We start from the raw sequence: 24,742 nt of genomic DNA on the forward strand, positions 1-24,742 counted from the left end.
TGGATGCGGGGTACGCAGGACGCTTTTTGCTGGCTTCAAGGGCATGCGTGGGGAAAGAACGGATGTATCGGCGGAGCGAGCCCGAGGAACAAGGATTACGCCTGCAGACACGATATCGGCGGCTTCGCTCCGGCGAAGGCTCGCTGCTTGATCTCGTGCCCACTCCGGAGGAGGAGGACGCGATCCTTCCCGAAGACAGCGGGCCCGAAGACCGCAAGTCTTCGCTCCGGGCCGTGAATTTTCCGCCGCCTCCACCGGCCCCGACCGCCCGGGAACCGGTACAGCCGACCGTTGGCGAATGGCTCCCTCGTCTTCAGCTCATCGGCGAGATCGGCATCGAGGACGTGATCCTGTGGCTACGCGACGGGATGCGCTGGATCGCCATTGCCGTCGTCCTTTGCGTTGCCGCCGCTCTTGCCTATGCGCTGATGGCGTCGCCGCGATATACCGTCTATACCGACATCGTCGTCGATCCGTCCAATCTCAACGTTGTCAGCGATGACGTCTTCACCAGCAACCCCCAGCGCGACGCGCAACTGCTGGAGGTCGAAAGCAAGCTCAGGATTCTCACGTCGCGCAACGTTTTGGCGCGCGTCATAGACAAGCTGCAGCTGACGAAGGATGTCGAGTTCGTCAAACCGTCCCCGCTGGATTTTATGAAGAACCTGCTCTTGTCGGATCAGGAGGAAGCGGCCGACAAGCACCTTGCGGCGCTGCGTGCTCTCACGGAGCGGGTCGAGGCACGGCGGGAGGAGCGCTCCTTCGTTGTCGTCATGAAGGTCTGGAGCGAAGAACCGGAAAAGGCCGTCGTCCTGTCGGATGCGATCGTCGAAGCCTTTGAAACAGAACTTTTCCAATCGGCCGCGGAAAGCGCCGGCCGTGTCGCCCAGAACCTGAACGCCCGTCTCGACGAACTGCGCCGCAACGTGACCGAGGCCGAGAAGAAGGTCGAGGACTTCCGCCGCGCGAGTGGGCTGCAGTCGAGCAACGGCGAGCTCGTCAGCAACCAGCTTTCCAGCGAGCTCAACACCCAGGTCCTGGCCGCGCAGCAGGGCTTCATCCAGGCGGAAACCCGCTACAAGCAGATGAGCGCAGCCATCGCCGAGAAGCAGACGGCGAGCGCTTCGGTCTTCGAATCCGCCAACATGACGAACCTGCGGCAGCAGTATAATGCGCTGCAGCAGCAGATCGGCTCGATGCGGCTGATCTACGGCGAAAGGCACCCGCGCCTCGTTTCGACGCGCTCCGAACGGACGACGCTGGAAGCGGCCATGGACGAGGAAGCCCGGCGCATCCTGGAGCGCGCGAAGGCCGATTTCGACAGGGAGAAATCCGCGCTCGACACGCTGCGCGACAAGGCACGCGCCGAGAAATCGAATGTCTTCACCGACAACGAGGCCCAGGTGCAGCTGCGCGACCTGGAGCGCGACGCGCGGGCAAAGGCGGCGATCTATGAAACGCACCTCGCTCGCGCCCAACAGATCACCGAGCGCCAGCAGATCGACGCGACCAACGTCCGCGTCATCTCGCGCGCGATGCCGCCGAATTCCCGAACCTGGCCGCCCCGGACGCTCATCCTCCTGATTGCCGGTGGCGTAGCGGGACTCTTCATCGGCGTGGCCGCCGCGCTGGCCCTCGGCCTGTGGAAGTATGTTCGCGGCCCGCGGCCGGCGGCCGGATAAAGGGAGCCGCAGGCATGAGCAGTGCCGCCCACAGCGAGGACCGGTCCACGCAGGCCCGGATGGCGGCCGCCGGGACCTTTCTGTTCATGGCGATGTTCCTGTTCCTGTGGATCTCGATCGACCCCTTTGTCGACCTCACGGGCGAGGCGATCCTGGATCCCTCTGCCGGCAATTCCAGCCGGTTGAATCAGATTGTATCGCTGGCTCTCTTCGCCGGGACGCTTTGTTACGGCGTGCTTCATCCGATGCGGAATGTCATCTTGCAGCCGCGCCTCCTTTTGGCCGTCCTGTTTACGTGGTTTCTTCTCACCTCGGTCATTTCCGCGCATCCGGTCCTCGGCATCAAGGGCGTCGTTCTGAGCGTGATGATGGCGGTGAATGCCAGTATCTATCTGTTGATGCCGGACTCGGAACGGCATTTCGCCAAGATGCTCGGGATAGGCACGCTCGTCATGCTGGCTGTTGCCTATTACGGCATCCTTTTCAAGCCGTCGCTTGCCATCCACCAGGCCTCGGAACTGCGTGAACCGATGAACGCCGGATTGTGGCGAGGCCACTTTCCGCACAAGAACAGCGCCGCCGCCGCGATGGTGCTTGGCGCCTTCTTCGGTTTCTTCGTCATGAATACCTGGTCGCGCCTCGCCGGCATCGTGATCATTGCGCTGTCCTGCGTCTTTCTCGTCCACACCGGTGGCAAGACCTCGACGGCGATGCTTCCCGGGATATTGATCCTCGCGTGGCTTTTCGAGCATGCCCGTTTTATGCGCATCCCGATCGCCGTTGGCGGTGTCGGGCTCTTCAATCTCTTCGCCGTGGGTTCGGCCGTCTTCATTCCGCTCGGCGAATTCATTAGCCGGCTTGGCATTGACGCGACGTTTACAAACCGCGCCGATATCTGGCGCTTCGCCTTCTCGGCGCTGGCGGAGCATCCGTTGCTTGGCTACGGCTTCAGGGCGTTCTGGCAGACGGAAGAACTGGTCTACAGCGGCGGGTCGGTTGAGACGTGGGCCGTCGCCGCGGCCAACGGGCATAATTCCTACCTCGATGTCGCGTTGATGAGCGGATTTCCCGGGCTGATCCTGACCTTGATCTGGGTCATTCTGCTGCCGCTCCGCGACATCTCCCGGATCGCTCCGGACTGCGAGCATGCACACCTCACGCGGCTCTTCATTCGCATCTGGCTTTACACGATTTTCCATGCCGGCCTCGAGACGCTGTTCTTCGAGGGCGGAAACCTCATCTGGTTCACATTCATGTTCGCGCTCTATGGTCTGCATCTCCAGTCCTCCGCGGTGTTGAAGGTCGATCGGCAACCGGTGAAAAGGAGCACGATGGCGCATGCCTGAGATCGCACGGAAGATCGACGGGCTGGTCGACCGATTGGCAAACCGGCTGATCTGGCGCTTTGGCCGGCAACGGCGCAGGCTGGGAACGGCAGTGCCGCTCGTCTCCTTCACCTTCGACGACGTTCCCGACAGTGCGCTCGAGCACGGGGCAGCCATTCTGGAGCGGCACGGCGTCCGTGGTACCTTCTACATCGCCGGCGGGCTTGCTTCTCAGGTGGAGCCGGATCGAACGCTGATTTCCCCGGCCGGCTGTGGCGAGCTATTGGCTCGCGGGCACGAAATCGGCTGCCACACTTTCGCGCACAGCCGGATGCGGGACATGTCCGGTGCCGCCCTTGGCCGGGATCTCGACCGCAATGCGGCCTATCTCGAAGGCGTCGGCGCGGTCACCGCCCCGGCAAATTTCGCTTTTCCGTACAATGCAGCCTGGCCACTCGCGCGTTCGGAGCTTCGCAGGCGCTATCGTACCTGCCGTGCGGGCGGCGAGGCCATCAATCGCGGACTGGTGGACCCGTTGATGCTCAAGGCCGTGGAGATCCGCCAGCCCGAGCAGCATTCGCGCGCGCTGACGCACTGGATAGACGACGTCGTCGAGCGTCCCGGCTGGCTCGTCTTCTTCACCCACGACATTGCGCCGTCGCCGACGCCCTATGGCTGCACCCCCGAAACCTTCGACCATCTGGTCTGCTATGCGGTCGGCAAGGGATGTGAGGTGCTTCCGGTCGATCGTGTGCTCGACCGGATCAACTGGTGAGGTGCGCGCGTGGCGGGCTTTGCAGATGCCGGCAAAAAGTTGCTGGCGATCAACAACTACTTCTACCGCCGCGGTGGCGCGGAGACGGTCTTTTTCGACCACATGGCCATGTTCGCAGAGATCGGCTGGGATGTGGTGCCGTTCGCCATGCGGCACGATCGCAACGAAGCCTCGCCCTGGTCGGACTATTTCGTATCGGAGATCGAATACGGCCGGCAGACGGGCTTGCTGCGAAAGGTCTCTCAGGCCGCGAGCGTCATTTATTCCCTGGAGGCGCAACGCAACATCGGCCGGCTCATCGAGCGGGTGCGGCCGTCGGTCGCCCACGCCCACAATGTCTATCACCATCTGTCGCCGGCAATCTTCTCGACGCTGAAATCCGCCGACATTCCGGTGGTGATGACCGTTCACGATCTGAAGCTCGCCTGTCCGTCCTACAAGATGCTCCGTGATGGAAAGGTCTGCGAGGACTGCAGCGGCGGGCGAATCTACAACGTGCTGCGCCATCGTTGCGTCAAGGACTCCGTATCGCTCAGCGCCGTTGTACTCGCCGAAACCATGCTGCATCGCCTGCTCGGTCTATACCGCGACAAGGTGGATCGGCTCGTGGTGCCCAGCCGGTTCTACCTGGAAAAGCTCGTCGAATGGAACTGGCCGCGTGAAAAGATGGTCCACATCCCGAACTTCGTCGATGTCGAACAGTATCGCGACGACTGGCAGGAGGGGAACTATTTCGTCTTTGCCGGCCGGATTGCTCCGGAAAAAGGCCTTGCGACGCTGATCCGAGCCGTTGCCCTTTCAAGACAGCGGCTGGTCATCGCCGGTACCGGACCTGAGGAAGCAGCCCTTCGGCAGCTTGCGGCGGAACTCGGCGCGGACGTGAGCTTCGCCGGCTATCTTTCGGGGCAGGATCTGCATCGCCTGATCGGCCAGTCCCTGGCGCTCGTGCTTCCCTCCGAATGGTACGAGAACGCTCCGGTCAGCATTCTCGAGACCTATGCCCTCGGACGCCCGGTTATCGGCGCGGCGATCGGCGGTATTCCGGAGATGGTGAAGGAAGGCGAGACCGGCCTGCTGGCGACATCCGGCGATGTCGAAGATCTCGCCAGCGCCTTGAACGCCATGGCCGCTCTTGCCCCTGCCGTTCGCGCGCAAATGGGTGCGGCGGGTCGGGCCTGGATCGCCAGCGAGTTCTCCGCGGCGGCCTATCGCGCCAGGACGCTCGACCTCTACGCAGCGCTTGGAGTCGCCTAAAAAGCCGAAACAGGTTCCACAAGCGCGACGGGTGATGTTGGCTGCAACAGCGTCCGCCCCATGCTGCGCAAGCGTTTGATTTTCGCGCATTTCCTTCGAAGTTTAAGGAATTTCTTACGGAGGGCGTAGGTGCTTGCGGTGCATAAGCCGGCAAGGGAAATCCCTGGGGCCGACAACCATGAGCAGAAAGTCCGAAGTCTCGAGAAACCGGCTGGTGCAGTCGAGCGCCTTGCCGCGCGCGCACAGCATGCCCGCCGGTCTTCCGGAGGAAGTCGCGAGCATTCCCCGGCCCGCGGCCGGCCGGCGTGACCGGCGGCGCGTGGTAATGCTCGGCTTGCGCGGCATCCCGAACGTCCAGGGCGGCGTCGAGAAGCATGTCGAGATGCTCGCGGGCAAGCTCGTGGAGCATGGTTGGGACGCCGACGTCATCGGACGCCGCCACTACCTTCAGAAGCCGTCGTCGTTCTCCTGGAACGGAATTCGCGTCTTTCCGCTCTGGGCACCGCGCCTGATGGCGTTGGAAGCCTTCGTGCACACGTTCGTGGGCGTCTGTTTCGCGGCTCTGCGCCGACCCGACATCCTGCATATCCACGCTATCGGACCGGCGCTCCTTGTGCCCGTGGCGAGACTTCTCGGCATGAAGGTGGTGGTCACCCACCATGGCTACGACTACGACCGACAGAAATGGGGTGGCTTCGCCAAGCGCATGTTGCGTCTCGGGGAGTTCATGGGCATGCGCCTCTCTCACGGCCGCATCGCGGTTTCGAAGGAGATCGTTCACGCCATGGGCGAGCGCCACAGGGCAGCCGTGACCTTTGTCCCGAACGGGGTCGCCGTTTCGCCCTTCCGCGGCGACACCGGCATCCTCGATGAGTTCGCGCTGGAGCCGCGCCGATACATTCTTCTGGCCGCCCGGCTTGTTCCGGAAAAACGCCAGACCGACCTGATCCAGGCGTTCGCAAAGGTGGGCAACGGCGAATTCAAGCTCGTGCTCGCCGGCGACGGGGAATTCGAGACGCCTTACGTTCAGCAGGTGAGGGCGATGGCCGCAAATGTCGGGGGCGTCGTTCTGGCCGGCTTTCAGACCGGCGACCGGCTGGCTGAACTCTTCGCCAACGCCGCCCTCTTCGTGCTGCCTTCCAGCCACGAAGGCATGCCGATTGCGCTCCTCGAGGCGATGGCCCATGGCCTGCCAGTGCTGGCGAGCGACATCGTCGCCAATCGCGAGCTGGACCTTCCTTCCGACGACTATTTTCCGTTGGGCGATATCGACGCGCTTGCGACCGCGATCGGCAGCAAGATTGCCAACCCTCCGAGCGAGGAGCAGGTCCTTTCGAAGATCAGGCATGCGGAGCTGACCTATAGCTGGACGGGCGTCGCCGCAAAGACGCTTGCGGTATACGGTGCACTGCTGTCGAAATAGGCCGGGTCCTCCCCCGGTTTGCTGCAACGTTCGCCACGGTGCACCTCATCCTCGGTACCGCGAGGCAGAAGACTGGTCACGACGATTTGGATTGACGCATGAACCTCAGACGCATCGCATCGTTGCTCGCATGGTTGCTGTTAGGAGTGATCGCCTATTCGACGCTGTCTCCGATCGGCATGCGCCCCCATATCGGCACGTGGGTGCATGTCGAAAGGTTCGGCGCTTTCGGCTTCCTCGGCCTCCTGTTCATGATCGGCTATCCGGGACGTTTACCGGTTGTCATTGCGATCGTGCTTGCCACGGCAGTCGGGTTCGAACTGCTGCAGATCCTGTCCATGGATCGTCACGCTCGCTTTGAAGATCTTGCGGTCAAGGTCGCGGGCGGCGGTTGTGGCATTGCGGCAGGGTGGTTCCTGGCCCGGCAGTGGCCGCGCTTGCTGAACCGGGCGCCGTGAATAAACCAAAACTCAAATTATCCCGGCTAGAAACGGTTGCTGGACGCTCTTGCGGTTGCGACACCCTGCCGACATCTGGGGGCTCTTTTGACAATATCCGTCATCATCAAGACCTTGAATGAAGAGAAGCGGATCGCCGCGACGATCGAAAGCGTCGTTGCGGCGCTGGCGGGCAAAGAAGGTGAAATCATCGTTGCCGACAGCGGATCGACTGATCGAACCGTGGAGATCGCCTCGCAATATCCGGTCACGATCGCGCAGATCGTCCCGCCGGCGCTTCCGAGCTGTGGCATCGGGCCGCAACTCGGTTTCCAATATTCCCGACACGCCTTCGTCTGCCTGATGGATGGCGACATGCTGCTGGATGCTGGATTTCTCGACGAGGCGATCGCCTTCCTCGCGGAAAATCTCTCGGTTGCCGGTGTCACCGGCCACGTGGAGGAGATGCTCGTTTCCAACCTGGAATTCGCACGGCGCGTGAAACGCAACGCGCCCGAGAACCGTATCGGCCCGATCGATCGCATGAATGGCGGCGGCATCTATCGGCGCGCCGCGATTGAGGATGTCGGCTATCTCTCGGACCGGAATCTTCACGGTTACGAGGAGTTCGAGCTCGGTGTGCGGCTTCGAAGCGCCGGATGGGGGCTCCATCGTCTCGATCGTCGCTTCGTCCAGCATTTCGGTCACACCGTCAATTCCTACCGGCTGCTCGTCCGCCGCTGGAAGAGCAAATATCTTTACGGCATCGGCGAATTGCTGCGCGCCTCCCTCGGCAAGCCCTATTTCCTTCAGGTGCTGCGGGAACTGCCGGAACTGAAGCTGTGGGCCTTCGTCTATCTCTGGTGGGCGCTGTCGCTCGGCCTGGTCCTGTTCCTGTCAGACAAGGGCATGGCGATGGCCGCGGTCTCAGCCATGTTTGCAGCCGTTGTCCTCGTGGTCAGCCTCAAGAAGCGCGGCCTCGGCATGGGCCTTTATACCGTCGTTGCCTGGTTCTTCCATGCTGCCGCCCTGCCCGTCGGATTGCTCCGGTCGCGGTTGAAGCCGGCCGCCCCGATCGAGAGCAGAATTCTCGGCAAGCCCGCATGAACAGCCGCTCACTGCTTGCCGCGGCGGCGCTATTTTTCGGCTGCCTTTCCGCCCGCGCCTCCGACCAATGGCTGCCGGTCCGGGAAATCTCGCTGGAGGTGCGAGCGGGCAGTCCACTCGATTTCTCGTCCTTCTTGCCAAACGAGACCATCAATGCGGGCCACCGGCTGATTGCCGGCCCAAAGGGGCAACTGGCCTTCGCCGAAGCGCCGGAAAAGCCGGTCCGGATGCTCTGCGCATCGCTCGCCTGGAGCCCGGCCTCCGGCGGCTTTCCGGATCATGACGGCGCCGATCGCTATGCCCGGCAGCTGGCGCTGCATGGCTATAACATAGCGCGGCTGCATTTCACCGATGCGAGCCTGATGTTCGGCCGGCAGAAGGATTTCGACTTCGATCCGGAGACGCTCGACCGCATCCACTATCTGCTTGCCGCGCTCAAACGCAACGGCATCCACTGGATCATGGACGGCCTGTCGTCGCCGCGCGGCGCCTACGGCGGATACGAGGATCGTTGGGACGCCAATGGAAATCTGAAGCTCCTGATCCATCTCGATCAGGTGGCTTTTGCCCACTGGAAGACGCTGCAAGAGAAATTCCTGGCGCGGGTCAATCCCTACACCGGTATCGCGCCGATCCGTGACGACGCTCTGGCGCTGGTGATCCTCGCCAACGAGAACGGCATCGAGTTCGACGGCATCGTGCATGATCGCCCAGGCAAGCCGCCCTATGATCCGGTGCTGGCTGCACCCTTCAACCACTGGCTTGCGAAACGCTACACGTCGACCGAGGCGCTCGCGAAGGCCTGGGGCGATCTTGAGGACGACGAGCGGCTCGAGGCAGCCTCCGTGAAATTGCCCGCCGATCGTTACGCCGATAGTCCCCGCATGCGCGACCTTCAGGCCTTCATCGTGGACGTCGAGCGACCATCGGCGGCGCGGATGAGCAAGGTCCTGCGCGACCTCGGATACAGGGGGCTGATCAGCACCTACAACAACTGGCCGACGGTGCAGACGGGCTTGAGCAGGCGCGACCTCGACGCCGTGACGATGAACACCTATCACGACTGGGTCGGCGGCTATTCTCCAGGCAGCGCACTCCTGCAGGCAAGTTCGCTCGCCGACAGCGCCAACTACATGCGGATGGTCGGCGCCGCGCGCTGGCTCGGAAAGCCCTTCATCGTCAGCGAATACGATCACCTTTTCTGGAACCGTTATCGTTACGAAGCAGGCCTCGTGATGCCGGCCTATGCGGCCCTGCAAGGCTGGGATGTGCTCTGCAGACATGGCCATGGGCCGATCGCGCTCGCCTATGGTGAACCCTTTCCTCACAAGAAAGCGATGCTTCCTTATGCGATCGCGCTCGATCCGGTCGCCCGGGCGGGTGAAACGCTTGCTGCGCTCGTCTACAGGCGCGGAGACGTGGCGACCTCGCGGATCACCATTCCCTTCGCGGTTCGCGGCGAGGAAGATCTTGGCGAGGACATGCAGGCGCGCGAGCCGGAGCAATTGACCGACCTTGCTCTGGTCGGCCGCATAGGGTTGAAGCGCTCGGACCCGTCGCGGCTCGACATCGGCGTCGCGCAACCGCGAACCCAGGCGAGTGCGGATATTCTCGCCGAGTTCCGCGACATCGGCATCCTTCCCACCGGCAATGCCACAGATGTCGAAAGCGGGCGCTATGAAAGCGACACGGGAGAGATCGTGCTGCAGCGCGCCGCCGGGCAGCTCCGCGTCTCGACCCCTTCGACCGAAGCGGCTGCATTTTCCTCCCTTCGCGAGCCGATCGACCTCGGTATCCTGCGGATAGAACGGGCAGACGGCAACGCGCTCGTCGCGCTGTCGGCCCTCGATACGCCCGCATCCCTTGCCGATAGCCGGCGTTTTCTGCTGATCTTTGCGACCGACGCCCAGAACACCGGCATGGTCTTTCGTGACAGCGAAGAAAAGGTCATCGAGAGTTTCGGCAGATTGCCGGTCCTGATCCGAAAGGGTGAAGTCGATCTCACGCTCGCGAGAACCGCGGGGAAATGGAAGCTCTCGCCCGTCGCTCTCGACGGCACCCTTCGCCCGGCGATCGAAATCGGGAAAGGCCCCATCTCGTTCCGTCTTTCGAACGATACGCCCGACGGACCGACGACCTATTTTCTTCTGGAGCTCGAAGACTGATCCGCGGAATCAGCCTAAAAGCAGGATTAGGAAAAAGCTGAGCAGTTTTCCGTCCCCTGTTAGACTCGGGGACTGCTCACGTTCCGCAACCCGCAGACGCGAACGTGCATTTTTGCTCTTGTACCTCTAGCCGCTAGAGGTCGTAGCCTGCTTTTGATTTCGCAAGGAGCAAGGAATGGCGGGCAACGTTCGGGAAAGCAGATATCGCGTCGACGGCATGGATTGTGCGTCCTGCGCCGCAAAGATCGATACCGCCGTTCGGCGCGTGGACGGTGTGCAAGACGTTAGCGTCTCGGTGAGCGCAGGCACGATGACCGTTCGTCATGCGCATGGGCATGAAATCGGCCCGGCGATCGTGCGCAAGGTCGGCGGTCTCGGCTACCGGCTCTTGCCGCTGGCCGGCACGACGGCCGGAGCATCCGGCGCTGGCGACCATGGCTGTTGCGATCATGCGCATGGCCACGACCACCATCCGTCGGCAGGCGAACAGCCTTATCTGCATTCCGGCAAGGCGCGACCTGAGCCCTCCGAAAGCCATGGCCATGATCATGGATCTGCCGCTACTGGTCCCTGGTGGAGAACCGCCAAGGGACGGCTTGTCGTTGCGGCCGGCCTCGCGCTCGCGGTCGCCCATGGCGCCGGCAAGTTTCTGCCCGCGACCGAGCCTTGGATCTTCACGCTCGCCATGCTTGTCGGCCTTGTGCCGATCGCAAGGCGCGCGCTGATGGCGGCACTTGCCGGCACGCCCTTCTCGATCGAGACGCTGATGACCGTTGCCGCCGCCGGCGCGGTTTTCATCGGCGCCACGGAAGAAGCGGCGATGGTCGTCTTCCTCTTCCTGATCGGCGAGCTTCTGGAGGGCGTTGCGGCAAGCAAGGCGCGGGCGAGCATCCAGTCGCTGACGGCACTTGTGCCGAAATCGGCGCTTGTCGAGATGGACGGCAGAACAAGCGAGGTTCCGGCCGAGAGCCTGCCGGTGGGGGCGACGATCCTGGTGCGGCCGGGCGACCGAATCCCCGCCGACGGCGCGATCGTCTCCGGCGAAAGCATGGTCGACGAAGCGCCGGTGACCGGGGAAAGCACGCCCGTTCGCAAGGAAGCTGGCGACAGCGTGTTCGCAGGCACCGTCAATGGCGACGGTGCGTTGCGGGTGCGCGTCACCGCCGCTTCTGCCGACAACACCATTGCACGCGTTATCCGGCTGGTCGAGGAAGCGCAGGAGATGAAGGCACCGACCGAGCGGTTCATCGACCGCTTCTCCCGCTACTACACGCCGGCCGTCGTCGTCGTCGCAGCCTTGGTCGCGTCGATGCCGCCGTTTCTCTGGGGAGCGGAGTGGGGCGAATGGATCTACAAGGGGCTTGCGATCCTGCTGATTGGTTGCCCCTGCGCGCTGGTGATCTCCACACCGGCGGCGATCGCCGCGAGCCTCTCGGCGGGTGCGCGACGCGGTCTGTTGATGAAGGGCGGCGCCGTTCTCGAAAGCCTCGGCCGGATCACCGCTGCTGCCTTCGACAAGACCGGCACGCTTACCGAAGGCAAGCCGAAGGTTACCGATATCGTCGGCTTCGATGCGGGGAAAGCGGATGTCCTTCGATATGCGGCAGCGCTCGAACAGGGGTCCAGCCATCCGCTTGCACTGGCTATTCGCACCCGCGCCGATGCGGACGGGCTGCAGCTTCCCCCGGTCGCAAGCGCCAAGGCGATCGGCGGCAAGGGGATCGAGGGCTCGGTTGACGGCGTCGAGCTTTTCCTCGGCTCGCCGCAGGCTGTTGACGAGCGCGTGGCATTGTCCGTGGCTGAGAAGCAGCGGATCGGGACCCTCCACGATGAGGGAAAAAGCGTTTCCGTGCTGGTCGTCGATGGCCGGGCAGCGGGAGCGCTGGCGATGCGCGACGAGCCGCGCGCCGATGCAGCGAAGGGCGTGAAAGCGCTGAGCGACGCCGGCATCCGCGTGGTGATGCTGACGGGCGATAACCGCCGCACGGCGGAGGCGATCGGGCGCCCCTTCGGGATTGAGATCCATGCTGGCCTGCTGCCGGAGGATAAACAGAAAATCGTTCGCCAGCTCCAAGCTGAGGGATTCCAGGTTGCCAAGATCGGTGACGGTATCAATGACGCGCCGGCGCTGGCGGCCGCCGACGTCGGCATCGCCATGGGCGGTGGAACGGATGTTGCCCTTGAAACCGCCGACGCCGCCTCACTGCATGCGCGCGTTTCCGACATCGCCGCCATGGTCAGGCTTTCGCGGGCGACGATGCGCAATATTTACCAGAACATCGGCATGGCGCTGGGCCTCAAAGCCGTCTTTCTCGTCACGACCATCGCCGGCATCACTGGCCTCTGGCCGGCGATCCTGGCGGATACCGGCGCCACCGTTCTGGTGACCATGAACGCCTTGCGGCTGTTGCGGCCGCCGGCCTCGACCTGAGAATGGGTTTGTCGCCGCTTTGCGGCGACAATTGCCTGATACGGCTGTGTATATTCACGCTGGACTCTCACCAGCGATCCGGTGAGAGTATAAGGAGATCGCGATTGAGGGCTTTCGCGCCCGAAAATCGATGATAAACTTATACCAAATGGTAAAAAAATTGCCGGCACGGTTTGGGAAGAAAACCGAAGCAGGGCAAGATTGGGGATCGCAGGGCCAATATGGATAATATTGCCATCGAATTGCGTGGGATCGATAAGAGTTTCGGCCCCGTCCACGCCAATAAGAATATCAATCTCAAGGTTCGCAAAGGCACGATCCACGGCATTATCGGAGAGAACGGCGCCGGCAAGTCGACCTTGATGTCGATCCTCTATGGCTTCTATCAGGCCGACAGCGGCGAGATCGTCGTGGATGGGCGGTCGATTATGATCCGCGACCCGAATGCGGCGATCTCCGCCGGCATCGGCATGGTGCACCAGCATTTCATGCTGGTCGAGAACTTCACCGTGCTCGAAAACGTCATGCTTGGTGCCGAAGACAGCCAGATCCTCAACAAGGGCATTGCCAAGGCGCGGCAAGAGCTGAAGCGGCTGGAGAAGGAATATGCGCTCGAGGTCAATCCGGATGCGCTGATCGAGGAGCTTCCGGTTGGCCTCCAACAGCGCGTGGAGATCCTGAAGGCGCTCTACCGCAAGGCCGATATCCTGATCCTCGACGAGCCGACCGGCGTGTTGACGCCCGCAGAGGCCGACCATCTCTTCCGCATCCTCGGGCAGCTCAAGGCCCAGGGAAAGACGATCATCCTGATCACGCACAAGCTCCGCGAGATCATGGCGATCACCGACGAGGTCTCGGTGATGCGCCGCGGCGAAATGGTCGCAACCCGCACGACGGGTGAGACATCGGTCGAGGAACTCGCGGAACTCATGGTTGGCCGTCGCGTGCTGCTCCGCGTTGAGAAGGGCGAGGGCACGCCCGGCGACGTGAAGCTTTCGGTTCAGGGCCTGACGGTCAAGGACAGCCGCGGCGTCACCATGGTCGACGACGTCTCCCTCGAGGTGCGGGCCGGCGAGATCGTCGGCATTGCCGGTGTTGCCGGCAATGGCCAGTCGGAACTGCTCGAAGCCATCGCCGGCATCCGCAAGGCGACCTCCGGGACCGTGCTGCTCAACGGCCAGTCCGTCGATGTGACGGGCCATAGGGACCCTGCCGCGCTCAGGGCGCGAGGGTTGGCGCATGTGCCGGAGGATCGCCATCATGTGGGACTCGTGCTGAAGTTCGAGGAGAGCGAGAACGCCATCCTCGGCTACCACAACGACCCGCGCTACCTGAACGGCGTCTTCCTGAACATCGACGCGATCCGCAAGGATGCCGAGGAGAAGATCGCCAAATATGACATCCGTCCGCCGAACGCGCGGCTGAAGACCGCCAATTTTTCCGGCGGCAATCAGCAGAAGATCGTGCTTGCGCGCGAAATGGAGCGCGGACCGGACGTGCTGATCATCGGCCAGCCGACCCGCGGCGTCGACGTCGGCGCCATCGAATTCATCCACAAGCGGATCATCGAGATGCGCGACCAGGGCAAGGCCGTCCTGCTCGTCTCCGTCGAACTCGATGAGATCCGCGCGCTTTCCGACCGCATTCTCGTGATGTTTGCCGGACGTGTCGTCGGCGAACGCAGCCCCGATGCGACCGAGGGCGAACTCGGCCTCCTGATGGCCGGCGTCGAAGGCCGCAAGGAGGCCGCAGAATGAGCACCCCCTATGCAAAGCTTCCGGGCTGGGTCGAATACGGTCTGGTCCCGCTGGTCAATCTTGCCGTCGCCTTCATCGTCGCTGGACTTGTCGTCCTGCTTGTCGGCGAAAATCCGTTCGAGGCAGCCTATCACCTGATCAACGGCGCCTTCGGTCGCGGCGAATATATCGGCTTCACGCTCTACTATGCGACGACCTTCATCTTTACCGGTCTTGCCGTCGCCGTGGCGTTCCATTGCGGGCTATTTAATATCGGCGGCGAAGGGCAAGCCTATGTCGGTGGCATTGGCGTGGCGCTCGCCTGCCTCTGGCTGGACCAGACCATGCCCTGGTACGTGGTCTTCCCTATCGCGATCATCGGTTCGGCCTTCTTCGGCGCGCTCTGGGCGTTCCTCCCCGGCTGGCTGCAGGCAAAGCGCGGCAGCCATATCGTCATCACCACCATCATGTTCAATTTCATCGCCTCGAGCCTGATGGTCTACCTGTTGACGCGCGTGTTGAAGCCGCTCGGATCGATGGCGCCGCAGACGCGTACCTTCGCCGAGGGCGGGCAACTGCCAAAACTCGACTGGCTGCTGTCGATCTTCGGACTGAACATCGGTACGGCGCCGTTCAACATTTCCTTCCTGCTGGCGCTGGCCGCAGCTTTTGCCGTCTGGGTGCTGATCTGGCGCACGAAGCTCGGCTACGAGATGCGGACCATGGGCCACAGCCCGTCCGCGGCGCGTTATGCCGGCATCCGTGAAAGCCGCATCACCGTCATCGCCATGATGATCTCGGGCGGGCTTGCCGGCATGATGGCGCTGAACCCGATCATGGGTGAACAGTTCCGCATGCAGCTCGATTTCGTTCAGGGCGCAGGCTTCGTCGGTATCGCTGTCGCGCTGATGGGCCGCTCCCATCCGGGCGGCATCATTCCGGCCGCCATCCTCTTCGGCGTGCTCTATCAGGGCGGAGCGGAAATCGCCTTCGAAATGCCGTCGATCTCACGCGACATGATCGTCATCATCCAGGGCCTCGTCATCCTCTTTGCCGGTGCGCTCGAAAACATGTTCCGCCCGGCCATCACCCGCCTCTTTGCGATGCGGGGTCAGCGCGCGGCCGCCGTCGTGCAGACCAAGGGAGCCTGAAGTCATGGATTTCTTCCACGTCCTCGTCGTGCTCCTCGAATCGACGATCCGGGTCTCCGTGCCGCTGGTCTTTGCGGCGCTTGCCGGGCTCTTCACCGAGCGGGCCGGCGTGTTCGATATCGGTCTCGAAGGCAAGATGCTCGGTGCAGCCTTCGCCGCCGGCGCCGCTGCCGCCGTGAGCCAATCGGTCTGGGTCGGCCTCATGGCCGCGATCCTCATCTCGGTGCTCCTGTCGCTCGTCCACGGTTATGCCTCGATCACCCAGCGCGGCAACCAGATCGTCTCGGGCGTTGCGATCAACTTCATCGTCGCCGGTTCCACCGTCATCCTCGGCCAGGCCTGGTTCCGTCAGGGCGGCCGCACGCCCGCTCTTGCTGAAGGCGCAAGGTTCCAGATCATCAATTTCCCAGGGGCGGACGCGGTCCGCGAGGTGCCGATCCTCGGGCCGATCTATGCGGACCTGCTTTCCGGGCATTTCCTGCTCACTTACCTTGCCTTCGCCATGGTGCCGATAAGCTGGTGGATCCTCTATCGCACGCGTTTCGGCCTGAGGCTGCGCGCCGTGGGCGAGAATCCGGGAGCGGTCGATACGGCCGGCATATCGGTGATCTGGCTGCGCTATCGCGCGGTCATCTGCTGCGGCATTCTCTGCGGCTTTGCCGGCGCCTACCTGTCGCTGGCGATGACGGCCGGTTTCGTCAAGGGCATGACGGCGGGCAAGGGCTATATCGCGCTCGCCGCCCTCATCTTCGCCAAGTGGCGGCCCAAGAACGTCATGTTCGCCTGTCTGCTCTTCGGTTTCCTCGATGCCCTTGCCATCCGTTTGCAGGGCACGCCGCTGCCGCTCGTCGGCCAGGTTCCGGTGCAGTTGATGCAGGCGCTGCCTTACATTCTGACGGTCATTCTGCTTGCCGGCTTTATCGGCAAGGCAATACCGCCCAAGGCGGGCGGCGTACCTTACGTAAAGGAGCGCTAAGATGGAGAATGATCTGTTCGTTGCGGCGCGTGAAGCCATGTCAAAGGCGCATGCGCCCTATTCGAAGTTTCCGGTGGGTGCTGCCATCCGCGCGGAGGACGGCAAGATCTACACCGGTGCGAATATCGAAAACCTTTCGTTCCCGGAGGGCTGGTGCGCGGAGACGACGGCGATCAGCCACATGGTCATGGCCGGTCAGCGCAAGATCATGGAGGTTGCGGTCGTCGCCGAAAAGCTTGCCCTCTGTCCGCCCTGCGGCGGCTGCCGGCAGCGGTTGGCGGAATTCTCGGGCGCAAGCACGCGCATCTATCTCTGCGACGAGACGGGTGTGAAGAAAACGCTGGCGCTCTCGGATCTCCTTCCGCACAGCTTCGAAACAGAGATCCTCGGATGAACGACGCGGCGGAATTCCTGAAGACGAAGCTCGGCGGGTTTGCGCCGCGTTACGGGATCGTGCTTGGCTCCGGACTCGGCTCGCTGGTCGAGGCCGTGGAGGAACCGCTCCGCGTCTCCTACACTGAGATCCCCGGCTTTCCCGTGAGCAGCGTCTCCGGCCATTCCGGCGAGTTGGTGGCGGGCAAGCTTGGTGGTGTTCCCGTCGCGATGCTCTCCGGCCGGTCGCATTATTATGAGCGCGGCGACGCCAATGCGATGCGCGTACCGATCGAGGCGCTGAAGCGACTCGGCATCGAAAGTCTCATCCTGACCAACTCGGCAGGGTCGCTGCGGGAGGATATGCCGCCGGGCTCGGTGATGCGCATCGGTGACCATATCGGCTTTTCCGGCTCCAACCCACTGATCGGCGTCGAGAGTGACGACCGCTTCGTCGGCATGACGAACGCCTATGACGCGGAGCTTGCCGAACGCATGCAAAAGGCGGCGGCGCGGCTTGGCATTCCGCTCCAGAGCGGCGTCTACATGTGGTTCTCCGGCCCCAGTTTCGAGACGCCGGCCGAAATCAGGATGGCGCGCATTCTCGGGGCGGATGCCGTCGGCATGTCCACCGTTCCCGAAGTCATCCTGGCGCGCTTTTTTGGATTGCGGGTTGCCGCCGCCTCCGTTGTTACCAATTTCGGTGCTGGCATGACCGGCGCGGAACTCAGCCACGATGAGACGAAAGATATGGCGCCTGTCGGCGGCAAGCGGCTGGCCGCGATCCTCAAAGAGATGATTGCGAGCGAAGCCTGAAGACGGCCTGACCATGCTCCCACAGGAAGTGATCCGACAGAAAAGGAACGGCGACCGGCTTGAAGCGGCCGAGATCGCCGGCTTCGTCAGAGGCATTGCCGATGGCTCCATCTCGGAAGGCCAGGTTGCCGCCTTTGCCATGGCCGTGTGGTTTTCCGGCATGAGCCGCGACGAATGCGTGGCCCTGACGCTCGCCATGCGCGATTCCGGCGACACGCTCGATTGGAGTGCTCTCGGTCGCTCGATTGTCGACAAGCATTCGACCGGCGGCGTCGGCGACAATGTTTCGCTGATGCTGGCACCGATCGTTGCCGCCTGCGGTGCCGCGGTGCCGATGATATCCGGCAGAGGCCTCGGTCACACCGGCGGCACGCTGGACAAGCTCGAATCGATTCCGGGTTACAACATCCAGCCCTCCGCGGCCCTGTTTCGAAAGGTCGTCGACGACGTCGGTTGTGCGGTCATCGGCCAGACGGCGAATCTCGCGCCGGCTGACAAGCGCCTCTACGCCATCCGTGACGTGACGGCGACCGTCGATTCGGTGCCGCTGATCACGGCTTCCATTCTCTCGAAGAAGCTCGCCGCGGGGCTCCAGTCGCTCGTGCTCGACGTGAAATTCGGCAACGGCTCGTTCCTGACCGATGCGGACGAGACGGAGATCCTCGCGCGCTCGCTCGTCGACGTCGCGAACGGTGCCGGCGTGCGCACATCCGCGTTGATCACCGACATGAACGAGCCGCTCGCGGACGCGGCCGGAAATGCGCTCGAAGTCGACAACTGCGTTACTTATCTGCGCGGTGAGAAGAAGGGTACGCGCCTTGAGGCCGTCGTCATGGCGTTTGCGGCGGAGATGCTCGTCGCCGCCGGTCTGGCGCCCGGACCAGGGCAGGGGGAAGCGATGGCGCGCCACGCGCTTGAAAGCGGTGCCGCAATGGAGCGCTTCGGCCGCATGGTCCATCTGCTCGGAGGACCGCCCGACTTTGTCGACCGGCCGCAGGCCTATCTGAGAAAAGCACCCACCGTGGTGGCCGTGGAAGCGAGCCGGGACGGCTATCTTGCGACCTGCGAGACGCGCGAGCTGGGCATGACGGTCATTGCGCTCGGCGGCGGACGGACCCGTCCCGAAGACAGCATCGACCACAGCGTCGGCCTCTCGGGCCTGCAGCCGCTTGGTACGAAAGTTGGGAAGGGCGAGCCGATCGCATTCGTTCATGCGGCTGATCGGAAGACCGCCGAAGATATACGCCAGCGGGTTGCGACGCTCTACACGATCGCGGACCAGAAGCCGGATCCGCGCCCGATCATTGTCGCCCGCATCACCTGATGAGATGCAGCGCTCCATTCTCGACGCGATAGGACGATAGCCGGCTCAGGAAACTCATGCCGACGAGCGTACCGGAAAGCGCCTTGTCGGGAAGGACCATCGCATCGACATCCTTGAGGGTGATGCTGCCGATCTCGACGCGATCCAGGCGGACATAGGCGGCCTCGACAATGCCATTGGCCGTCTGCGCCCGCGCAGCGAAAGCGAGGCTGCCGACGGAAATACCGAAGCGACGGGCGGCCGAAGTGTTGATTGCTATCGTGCTTGCCCCGGTGTCGACGAGCCCCCTTTCGGCGCGCCCGTTGATACGAAACGTGCCGAAGAAATGGCCGGCGGGATCGGTTTCAAGAACGATGCTTTTGCCGCTCGCATAGGCGGCGGCAACGGGTGCGGCGCGCTGAGCGTCTTGCGCTGTCGCTTGGCCCCGTCGCTCGAGATATGTTGACGCGAGGTCAGGAACGACCAATGCAACAAGGGCGAGGCCGCCGGTAAAGGCAAGTAGACGCATAATCATTACTCCGCCCTCCGGCTGTTGATTGTGCGGTCGGGGCCGCAAGCGACCGCACGCGCTCCGCCCATCTGACCAGACGATCGCTAACGGGACGCAAAAAAGCCGCCGGGAAAACCGGCGGCCGCACACATGTCTTATAATGTGGTTAAAAAACGAAAAACTATTTGGTTCCGTACATACGGTCGCCCGCATCGCCCAAGCCGGGCATGATATAGCCCTTTTCATTGAGGTGGCTGTCGATCGAGGCCGTGAAGATCGCCACATCCGGATGGGCAGATTGAAAGTTGCGGATGCCTTCCGGCGCGGCGAGCAGGCAGAGGAAGCGGATGTTTCTCGCGCCGCGCTCCTTCAGTTTGTCGATTGCCGCGATCGAGGAGTTGCCGGTGGCGAGCATCGGGTCGACGACGATGACGAGACGCTCGGCCAGGCTTTCCGGCGCCTTGAAATAATATTCGACCGGCTGCAGCGTCTCGTGGTCGCGATAGACGCCGATATGCGAGACGCGCGCCGAAGGCACGAGTTCGAGCATGCCTTCGAGCAGGCCGTTGCCGGCGCGCAGGATCGAGGCGAAGACGAGCTTTTTGCCTTCGAGAATGGGCGCGTCGATCTCCATCAACGGCGTCTCGATGCGCTCCATGGTGAGTTCGAGGTCGCGCGTCACCTCGTAGCAAAGCAGCGTCGAGATTTCCCTGAGCAGCCGGCGAAAGCCTGCCGTCGACGTTTCCTTCTTGCGCATGATGGTCAGCTTGTGTTGCACAAGCGGATGATCGATCACTGTTACGCCGTCCATGGCTCACCTTCCGCAAAAATTAGAATATCCGCCCTCTTTTCCATGGAATGAGGGAGGGCCGCAAGGGTGCTGGCGTACTTGCTTGCGGATTGGCCGCTCATCCGCCTGCCAGCACATGCGGGGAGAGGGCCAGGTGAGGGGCGATCGTCAAGCTTGGCCGCATTCGCCCCTTGCGCGTGTGGTAGGACGCGCAGCGCTCTCGTCTATGCGTGCAAGGACGCCAACAGGCTTTGCCTTGTCGCCTCGTCGACGAAGGCGGCCTCGATCGCGGTTCTCGTCATTCCGTTTATCTCGCTGTCCTCGAAGCCCATGACCGCCGACGCGATGTCGTATTCCTGCGCCAGCGACGTGTGGAAGAACGGCGGATCGTCGGAGTTGAGCGTGACCCGCACACCGGCCGCGTGCAGCGCCTTGAGAGGATGCGATGCAAAGTCCGGGAAGACCTTGAGCGAAATGTTGGAGCCGGGACAGACTTCAAGAACGACGCCTTCGTCCGCCAGCCGCTTCACAAGGTCTGCGTCCTCGATCGCCCGCACCCCGTGGCTGATCCGAGCTGGCCGCACGTGATCCAGCGCGTCGCGCACGCTGAAAGCGCCGGAAAGTTCGCCGGCGTGAATCGTGAGCCCCAGGTCCGCGTCGCGGACGATGTCGAAGGCACGCGCAAATTCCGCAACGCTGTGCATCCGTTCCTCGCCCGCGAGATTGAAGCCGGTGACGAGCGGATGCCGCAGCCTGGCCGCATATTCCGCGGTGGCGATCACCGCCTCCGGCCCGAGGTGGCGGATGCCGGTGATCAGCATGCGCGATTCGATGCCCGTCTTTGCCTTCGCCGCGTCCATGCCGGCGGCAAGACCTTCGATGTAGGCGTCGGCACCGAGGCCGACCGTATTGCCATGGTCCGGCGAAACGATGATCTCGCTGTAGATCGTGCCCGCTTCGGCGAGCTCGGTCAGGTAGGCCTCGGCGAGAAGCGCGTAGTCGCCTTCAGTCCGAAACAGCGACGCGACGGCGTCGTAGCACCTGACGAAACTGGTGAAATCGTCCCAGACATAGGCCTTGTCGCGGATGATCGCGCCGGTGTCGATCCCGTATTTCCTGGCTTGCCTCAGTGCGAGTTCCGGCGGCGTCGCGCCCTCGATGTGGCAATGCAGTTCGGCTTTCTTCAGATGAAGGGTCAAATGAGGCTTCTCCCATGCGGGCCTGGTGCGATGCCAAGATGCCTGGCGACCGTCTCGCCGATATGCGCGAACGTGTTTGCGACGCCGAAGGAGCGGCTGCGCAACGAAGGACCGAACATCAGCACCGGCACACGCTCGCGCGTGTGGTCGGTTCCCCGCCATGTCGGATCGCAACCATGATCGGCGGTCAGGATGACGATATCGCCCGGCTTGAGGCGGCGGTCGAGATCCGGCAGGCGCGCATCGAAGGCTTCAAGCGCCGCCGCATAGCCCGGCACGTCGCGGCGATGGCCGTAGAGCATGTCGAAATCGACGAAGTTGGTGAAGACGAGATCGCCGTCTTCGGCCTCTTCGATCGCCGCGAGGCTGGCGTCGAAAAGCGCCATGTTGCCGTTGGCCTTGGTCAGCTTCGTCACGCCCTGATGCGCGAAGATATCGCCGATCTTGCCGACGGCATGCACCTTGCGTCCGGCCTCTTTCAGCCGGTCGAGAACCGTCGGCTCCGGCGGCAGCACGGAATAGTCGCGGCGATTGCCGGTGCGCGTGAAATTATGCGCATTGTCGCCGACGAACGGGCGGGCGATGACGCGGCCGATATTGTAGTCGTCGACCAGACGACGGACCACCTGGCATAGCTCCAGCAACCGATCGAGCCCGAAACTCTGCTCATGCGCGGCGATCTGAATGACGGAATCCGACGAGGTGTAACAGATCGGCTTTCCGCTCCGCCTATGCTCCTCGCCGAACCGGGCGATGATTTCGGTGCCGGAGGCATGGCGGTTGCCGAGGATGCCGGGGACATCGCCCTCGCGGCAGATCGCCTCGACGAGCTCGGCGGGAAAGGCGTCTCCTTCCGAGGGGAAATAGCCCCAGTCGAACATCACCGGCGTGCCGGCGATTTCCCAATGGCCGGATGGCGTGTCCTTGCCACGCGAGGTTTCGCTGGCGGCGCCATAGACGCCGTAGACCCGCTCCGGCAGCGGCATGCCGGCGGGCAGGCGCCCGGTTGCGAGCTTCGCTGCGTGCATCAGTCCGAGCGCGGACATATTGGGCAGTTGCAGCGGCCCTTCGCGCAGGCCCGCGCGATCGCCGGCGCCGGCGGCGCAAAACTCGGCGATATGGCCGAGCGTATCAGCTCCAAGGTCGCCGAAGGCGTCGGCATCCGGCGCGCCGCCGATGCCGAAGGAATCGAGTACGAAAAGGAATGCTCGCGCCATGAGACACCCGGTTATCCGGAGCACGTCACGAAGAACCGCGATCCGGTGTTGCTTGCCGCGCGGAAGCGATCCGCGCAATCCGGGAGGAATAGCGCGGCGAGGCGCGCATTGCAATTGACGGCGTCAGGGGGCCGTCAGCAGTCCGTGCATTTGATCGTGTCGCCGAAGCGTTGGCGATAATAGGACGTCTTGGAAAGATCGATCGTCTTCAACGTGCTGCTCTCGAGCCCCGGGGCAAAGAGCAGGAGGTCGTGTGGCACGATGAGTTCCGTACGTACGACGAAGGCGTTCACGGCGTCGAGTTCGGCAGGGACGGTCGCGGTGGAGTTGACTGTATAGGGGGCCGCGCCGTTCTGGTCCCGTGACCACACGACTTTTCCGCTGGTCGTGCCGGTGACCTGTATGCCCGTGATCCTCAGCGTATAGCCCGTGCTGTCGTAGGGCGCCACGATGCTCAGCGCGACATTCCGCATGTTGTCCAGCAGGGCTTTGTCGACGTCAGTCTGCTGGGAGATGATGTCGGCAACGGCGCTCGATGCGCGCGCGACCTTGCGGGCTACCGTGAAACCAAGAGAAATCTCGAAGGCCCCGAGGTAGAGCATAAGCAACAATGGCGCGACGATGGCAAACTCCACGCCGCCGACACCACGCCGGTCCCGAACCAGCGCCGACAGCGATCCCAAGATGCTCCGAGCAAACGAAAATCCAGGCAAGCGTTTCATGGCGTCCTCAGTAATTTTCGTTGCGGAACGTGGCTGTTGCGACCATGAGGAAATCGCGGGGCATGCTGCTGCCGGCAGGGCGTAAGTCCGTGACATAGGGCCGGACAAGGTCGGTTATTACTTCCCAACGATAGTAGGCGCGCACCATCGTAAAAGTTCCGGCGCCTCCCGGCGTGAACATGAAACCGCTGGTGTCGAGGTCGGAGGACGAGGAAGAACCAACCCTTGGAACCGCGGTCGGAAACTGCGTGAGATCCGTGATGTTTCGGACGTCCAGATAGAGCTTGCTGGGCGCGGCCGCTTCGGTCGCCGAACAGGGCATGAGGATGGCGATTTCGTCGCAAAAAGCCTGGCGGAATTGCTCTTTTGTCATGTAGCCGGGCTTGCTGCTGTCCTCGAAGGTAATCTCCCCGGTCCGAATTTTTCGCGCCAACGTATCCGTCGCGTTGGCGAGCAGTTGCTCGCCGGCAAAGGCGACGAAAGTTTCGATCGACGCGAAAACAATCACGGAGAAGGGGAGAAACAGAAGCGCGAACTCGATCGCCGTCGCGCCCCTCCTGTCACCAAGAAGGCGGCGAAGCAGGCTGCGCGGCGCGGAGCGCCGCAAAGATGATGTTTTTCGCTCAGTCGTCATTGCGCCGTTCCGTCATGCAACGTCCGATCGGCGGAAAATAAAGCGCGATCGTTGAATTTTCATTTGCGACGACAGGAAGAATTTTAGCGATCTTGAATTCTGGCGATCTTTAGTTGGTGCTTGCCGCCGATAGCTGACGCTCGGCGTGCCGCTCGCAGTTGGGCGTGCAGGAAAGGACCGTCCGCGACGTTTGTTTATAAACGCGCACGGTATTGCCTTCGTCGATCGACACCAGAATGCGTTCGTCGACAATGGCGTTCCCATCCTGGTCAAGGATCACGAGATTGGTCGTGCCGAAGTTGCGCCCGGTCAACACGATGGTCTTGGAGTCCGCAACCGTCGCATCGGCGACTTCCGAGTTGCCGATGATCACCTTGCTCACCGGCCGGTCGAGCTTCAGTACGCGCGCGTGATCCATATAGACACGCATCATCTCTTCCTGTGCGTGCGTGGCGACCGGCGCGAACACGGCAAGGACCGCAGCGCCGGCGAATGTGAGCGTGGCGATCCAGTTACGGGGGAGGAACGTGTCCATGGTGCTTCCTGACGAGATATCTGGCGCATCTTCGCCTCTTTTGGTGAATGAAACGTTACGCCGGTGTGCGGCAATCTAAGGCATCCCTTTCTTGAACATTTACCCAAGAAACCGGGATAGCCGCTTAACTTCACGGTAACCGGTTTCCTTAAGCCGATGGAAATTCGCTCCCTGTAGCGTC

At 62.7% G+C, this 24,742-nt stretch carries 22 protein-coding genes; 15 read left to right on the forward strand and 7 right to left on the reverse strand.

Going from position 1 to position 24,742, the window contains the following annotated elements; genetic code table 11:
- Window positions 1–62: 62 nt before the first annotated feature.
- The 15 genes from FKV68_RS00825 (at window position 63) to deoA (ending at window position 18,974) form a co-directional block, all read left to right on the forward strand.
- Complete coding sequence (locus FKV68_RS00825; RefSeq protein ID WP_180939675.1) at window positions 63–1,682, forward strand: GumC family protein; 1,620 nt, start codon at window positions 63–65, stop codon at window positions 1,680–1,682.
- A 14-nt stretch (window positions 1,683–1,696) separates the two neighbouring features.
- The gene (locus FKV68_RS00830; protein ID WP_180939676.1) at window positions 1,697–3,028 is read left to right on the forward strand and encodes an O-antigen ligase family protein; all 1,332 of its coding nucleotides are present in this window, start codon (window positions 1,697–1,699) and stop codon (window positions 3,026–3,028) included.
- Entirely contained in the window at window positions 3,021–3,782 is a 762-nt protein-coding gene (locus FKV68_RS00835; RefSeq protein WP_180939677.1) for a polysaccharide deacetylase family protein, read from the forward strand. The genes FKV68_RS00830 and FKV68_RS00835 overlap by 8 nt, the downstream gene beginning before the upstream one ends.
- A gap of 9 nt (window positions 3,783–3,791) precedes the next feature.
- Window positions 3,792–5,036 (forward strand): glycosyltransferase family 4 protein, encoded by a 1,245-nt coding sequence (locus tag FKV68_RS00840; protein WP_180939678.1) that lies wholly within the window; start codon window positions 3,792–3,794, stop codon window positions 5,034–5,036.
- Window positions 5,037–5,361: 325 nt separating this feature from the next.
- Window positions 5,362–6,459, forward strand: a complete 1,098-nt coding sequence (locus FKV68_RS00845; protein WP_425347642.1) for a glycosyltransferase family 4 protein — start codon at window positions 5,362–5,364, stop codon at window positions 6,457–6,459.
- Between the two features lie 98 nt (window positions 6,460–6,557).
- The gene (locus FKV68_RS00850) at window positions 6,558–6,917 is read left to right on the forward strand and encodes a VanZ family protein (RefSeq protein WP_180939680.1); all 360 of its coding nucleotides are present in this window, start codon (window positions 6,558–6,560) and stop codon (window positions 6,915–6,917) included.
- 87 nt (window positions 6,918–7,004) lie between these two features.
- The gene (locus tag FKV68_RS00855) at window positions 7,005–8,003 is read left to right on the forward strand and encodes a glycosyltransferase family 2 protein (protein WP_180939681.1); all 999 of its coding nucleotides are present in this window, start codon (window positions 7,005–7,007) and stop codon (window positions 8,001–8,003) included.
- Window positions 8,000–10,168 (forward strand): glycoside hydrolase, encoded by a 2,169-nt coding sequence (locus FKV68_RS00860; protein ID WP_180939682.1) that lies wholly within the window; start codon window positions 8,000–8,002, stop codon window positions 10,166–10,168. Before FKV68_RS00855 ends, FKV68_RS00860 begins: the two co-directional genes overlap by 4 nt.
- A 175-nt stretch (window positions 10,169–10,343) precedes the next feature.
- Window positions 10,344–12,599, forward strand: coding sequence for a heavy metal translocating P-type ATPase (locus tag FKV68_RS00865; protein WP_180939683.1), 2,256 nt, complete (start codon window positions 10,344–10,346; stop codon window positions 12,597–12,599).
- A gap of 221 nt (window positions 12,600–12,820) precedes the next feature.
- Window positions 12,821–14,356 carry an ABC transporter ATP-binding protein gene (locus FKV68_RS00870; protein ID WP_180939684.1) on the forward strand — a complete coding sequence of 512 codons (1,536 nt, stop codon included), beginning with the start codon at window positions 12,821–12,823 and terminating at the stop codon, window positions 14,354–14,356.
- Window positions 14,353–15,486, forward strand: a complete 1,134-nt coding sequence (locus FKV68_RS00875; protein WP_180939685.1) for an ABC transporter permease — start codon at window positions 14,353–14,355, stop codon at window positions 15,484–15,486. The genes FKV68_RS00870 and FKV68_RS00875 overlap by 4 nt, the downstream gene beginning before the upstream one ends.
- 4 nt (window positions 15,487–15,490) lie before the next feature.
- Window positions 15,491–16,462 carry an ABC transporter permease gene (locus FKV68_RS00880; protein WP_180939686.1) on the forward strand — a complete coding sequence of 324 codons (972 nt, stop codon included), beginning with the start codon at window positions 15,491–15,493 and terminating at the stop codon, window positions 16,460–16,462.
- Window position 16,463: 1 nt separating this feature from the next.
- Window positions 16,464–16,856 carry a cytidine deaminase gene (locus FKV68_RS00885; protein WP_180939687.1) on the forward strand — a complete coding sequence of 131 codons (393 nt, stop codon included), beginning with the start codon at window positions 16,464–16,466 and terminating at the stop codon, window positions 16,854–16,856.
- Window positions 16,853–17,650, forward strand: coding sequence for a purine-nucleoside phosphorylase (locus FKV68_RS00890; RefSeq protein WP_180939688.1), 798 nt, complete (start codon window positions 16,853–16,855; stop codon window positions 17,648–17,650). Before FKV68_RS00885 ends, FKV68_RS00890 begins: the two co-directional genes overlap by 4 nt.
- Before the next feature lie 7 nt (window positions 17,651–17,657).
- Window positions 17,658–18,974: a thymidine phosphorylase gene (gene deoA, locus FKV68_RS00895; RefSeq protein ID WP_180941370.1), complete on the forward strand. Its 1,317-nt coding sequence runs from the start codon at window positions 17,658–17,660 to the stop codon at window positions 18,972–18,974.
- Here the strand turns inward: deoA and FKV68_RS00900 are convergent.
- The 7 genes from FKV68_RS00900 to FKV68_RS00930 all read right to left on the reverse strand — a co-directional run bounded on the left by FKV68_RS00900 (window position 18,967) and on the right by FKV68_RS00930 (window position 24,561).
- Complete coding sequence (locus FKV68_RS00900) at window positions 18,967–19,488, reverse strand: retropepsin-like aspartic protease family protein (protein WP_180939689.1); 522 nt, start codon at window positions 19,486–19,488, stop codon at window positions 18,967–18,969. The two genes, deoA and FKV68_RS00900, sit on opposite strands and share 8 nt — an antisense overlap.
- Window positions 19,489–19,645: 157 nt before the next feature.
- Window positions 19,646–20,275 (reverse strand): uracil phosphoribosyltransferase, encoded by a 630-nt coding sequence (gene upp / locus FKV68_RS00905; protein WP_180939690.1) that lies wholly within the window; start codon window positions 20,273–20,275, stop codon window positions 19,646–19,648.
- A gap of 203 nt (window positions 20,276–20,478) precedes the next feature.
- Window positions 20,479–21,453 carry an adenosine deaminase gene (locus FKV68_RS00910; protein WP_180939691.1) on the reverse strand — a complete coding sequence of 325 codons (975 nt, stop codon included), beginning with the start codon at window positions 21,451–21,453 and terminating at the stop codon, window positions 20,479–20,481.
- A complete protein-coding gene (locus tag FKV68_RS00915) occupies window positions 21,450–22,670 on the reverse strand; it encodes a phosphopentomutase (protein ID WP_180939692.1) in 1,221 nt (406 codons plus the stop codon). Before FKV68_RS00915 ends, FKV68_RS00910 begins: the two co-directional genes overlap by 4 nt.
- A gap of 134 nt (window positions 22,671–22,804) precedes the next feature.
- Entirely contained in the window at window positions 22,805–23,392 is a 588-nt protein-coding gene (locus FKV68_RS00920; protein WP_180939693.1) for a TadE/TadG family type IV pilus assembly protein, read from the reverse strand.
- A gap of 7 nt (window positions 23,393–23,399) precedes the next feature.
- A complete protein-coding gene (locus tag FKV68_RS00925; RefSeq protein ID WP_180939694.1) occupies window positions 23,400–24,026 on the reverse strand; it encodes a TadE/TadG family type IV pilus assembly protein in 627 nt (208 codons plus the stop codon).
- 109 nt (window positions 24,027–24,135) lie between these two features.
- Window positions 24,136–24,561, reverse strand: coding sequence for a pilus assembly protein N-terminal domain-containing protein (locus tag FKV68_RS00930; protein WP_180939695.1), 426 nt, complete (start codon window positions 24,559–24,561; stop codon window positions 24,136–24,138).
- Between the last annotated feature and the right edge of the window lie 181 nt (window positions 24,562–24,742).

It is taken from the genome of Sinorhizobium mexicanum (assembly GCF_013488225.1).
In the GTDB taxonomy this organism is placed as follows: domain Bacteria; phylum Pseudomonadota; class Alphaproteobacteria; order Rhizobiales; family Rhizobiaceae; genus Sinorhizobium; species Sinorhizobium mexicanum.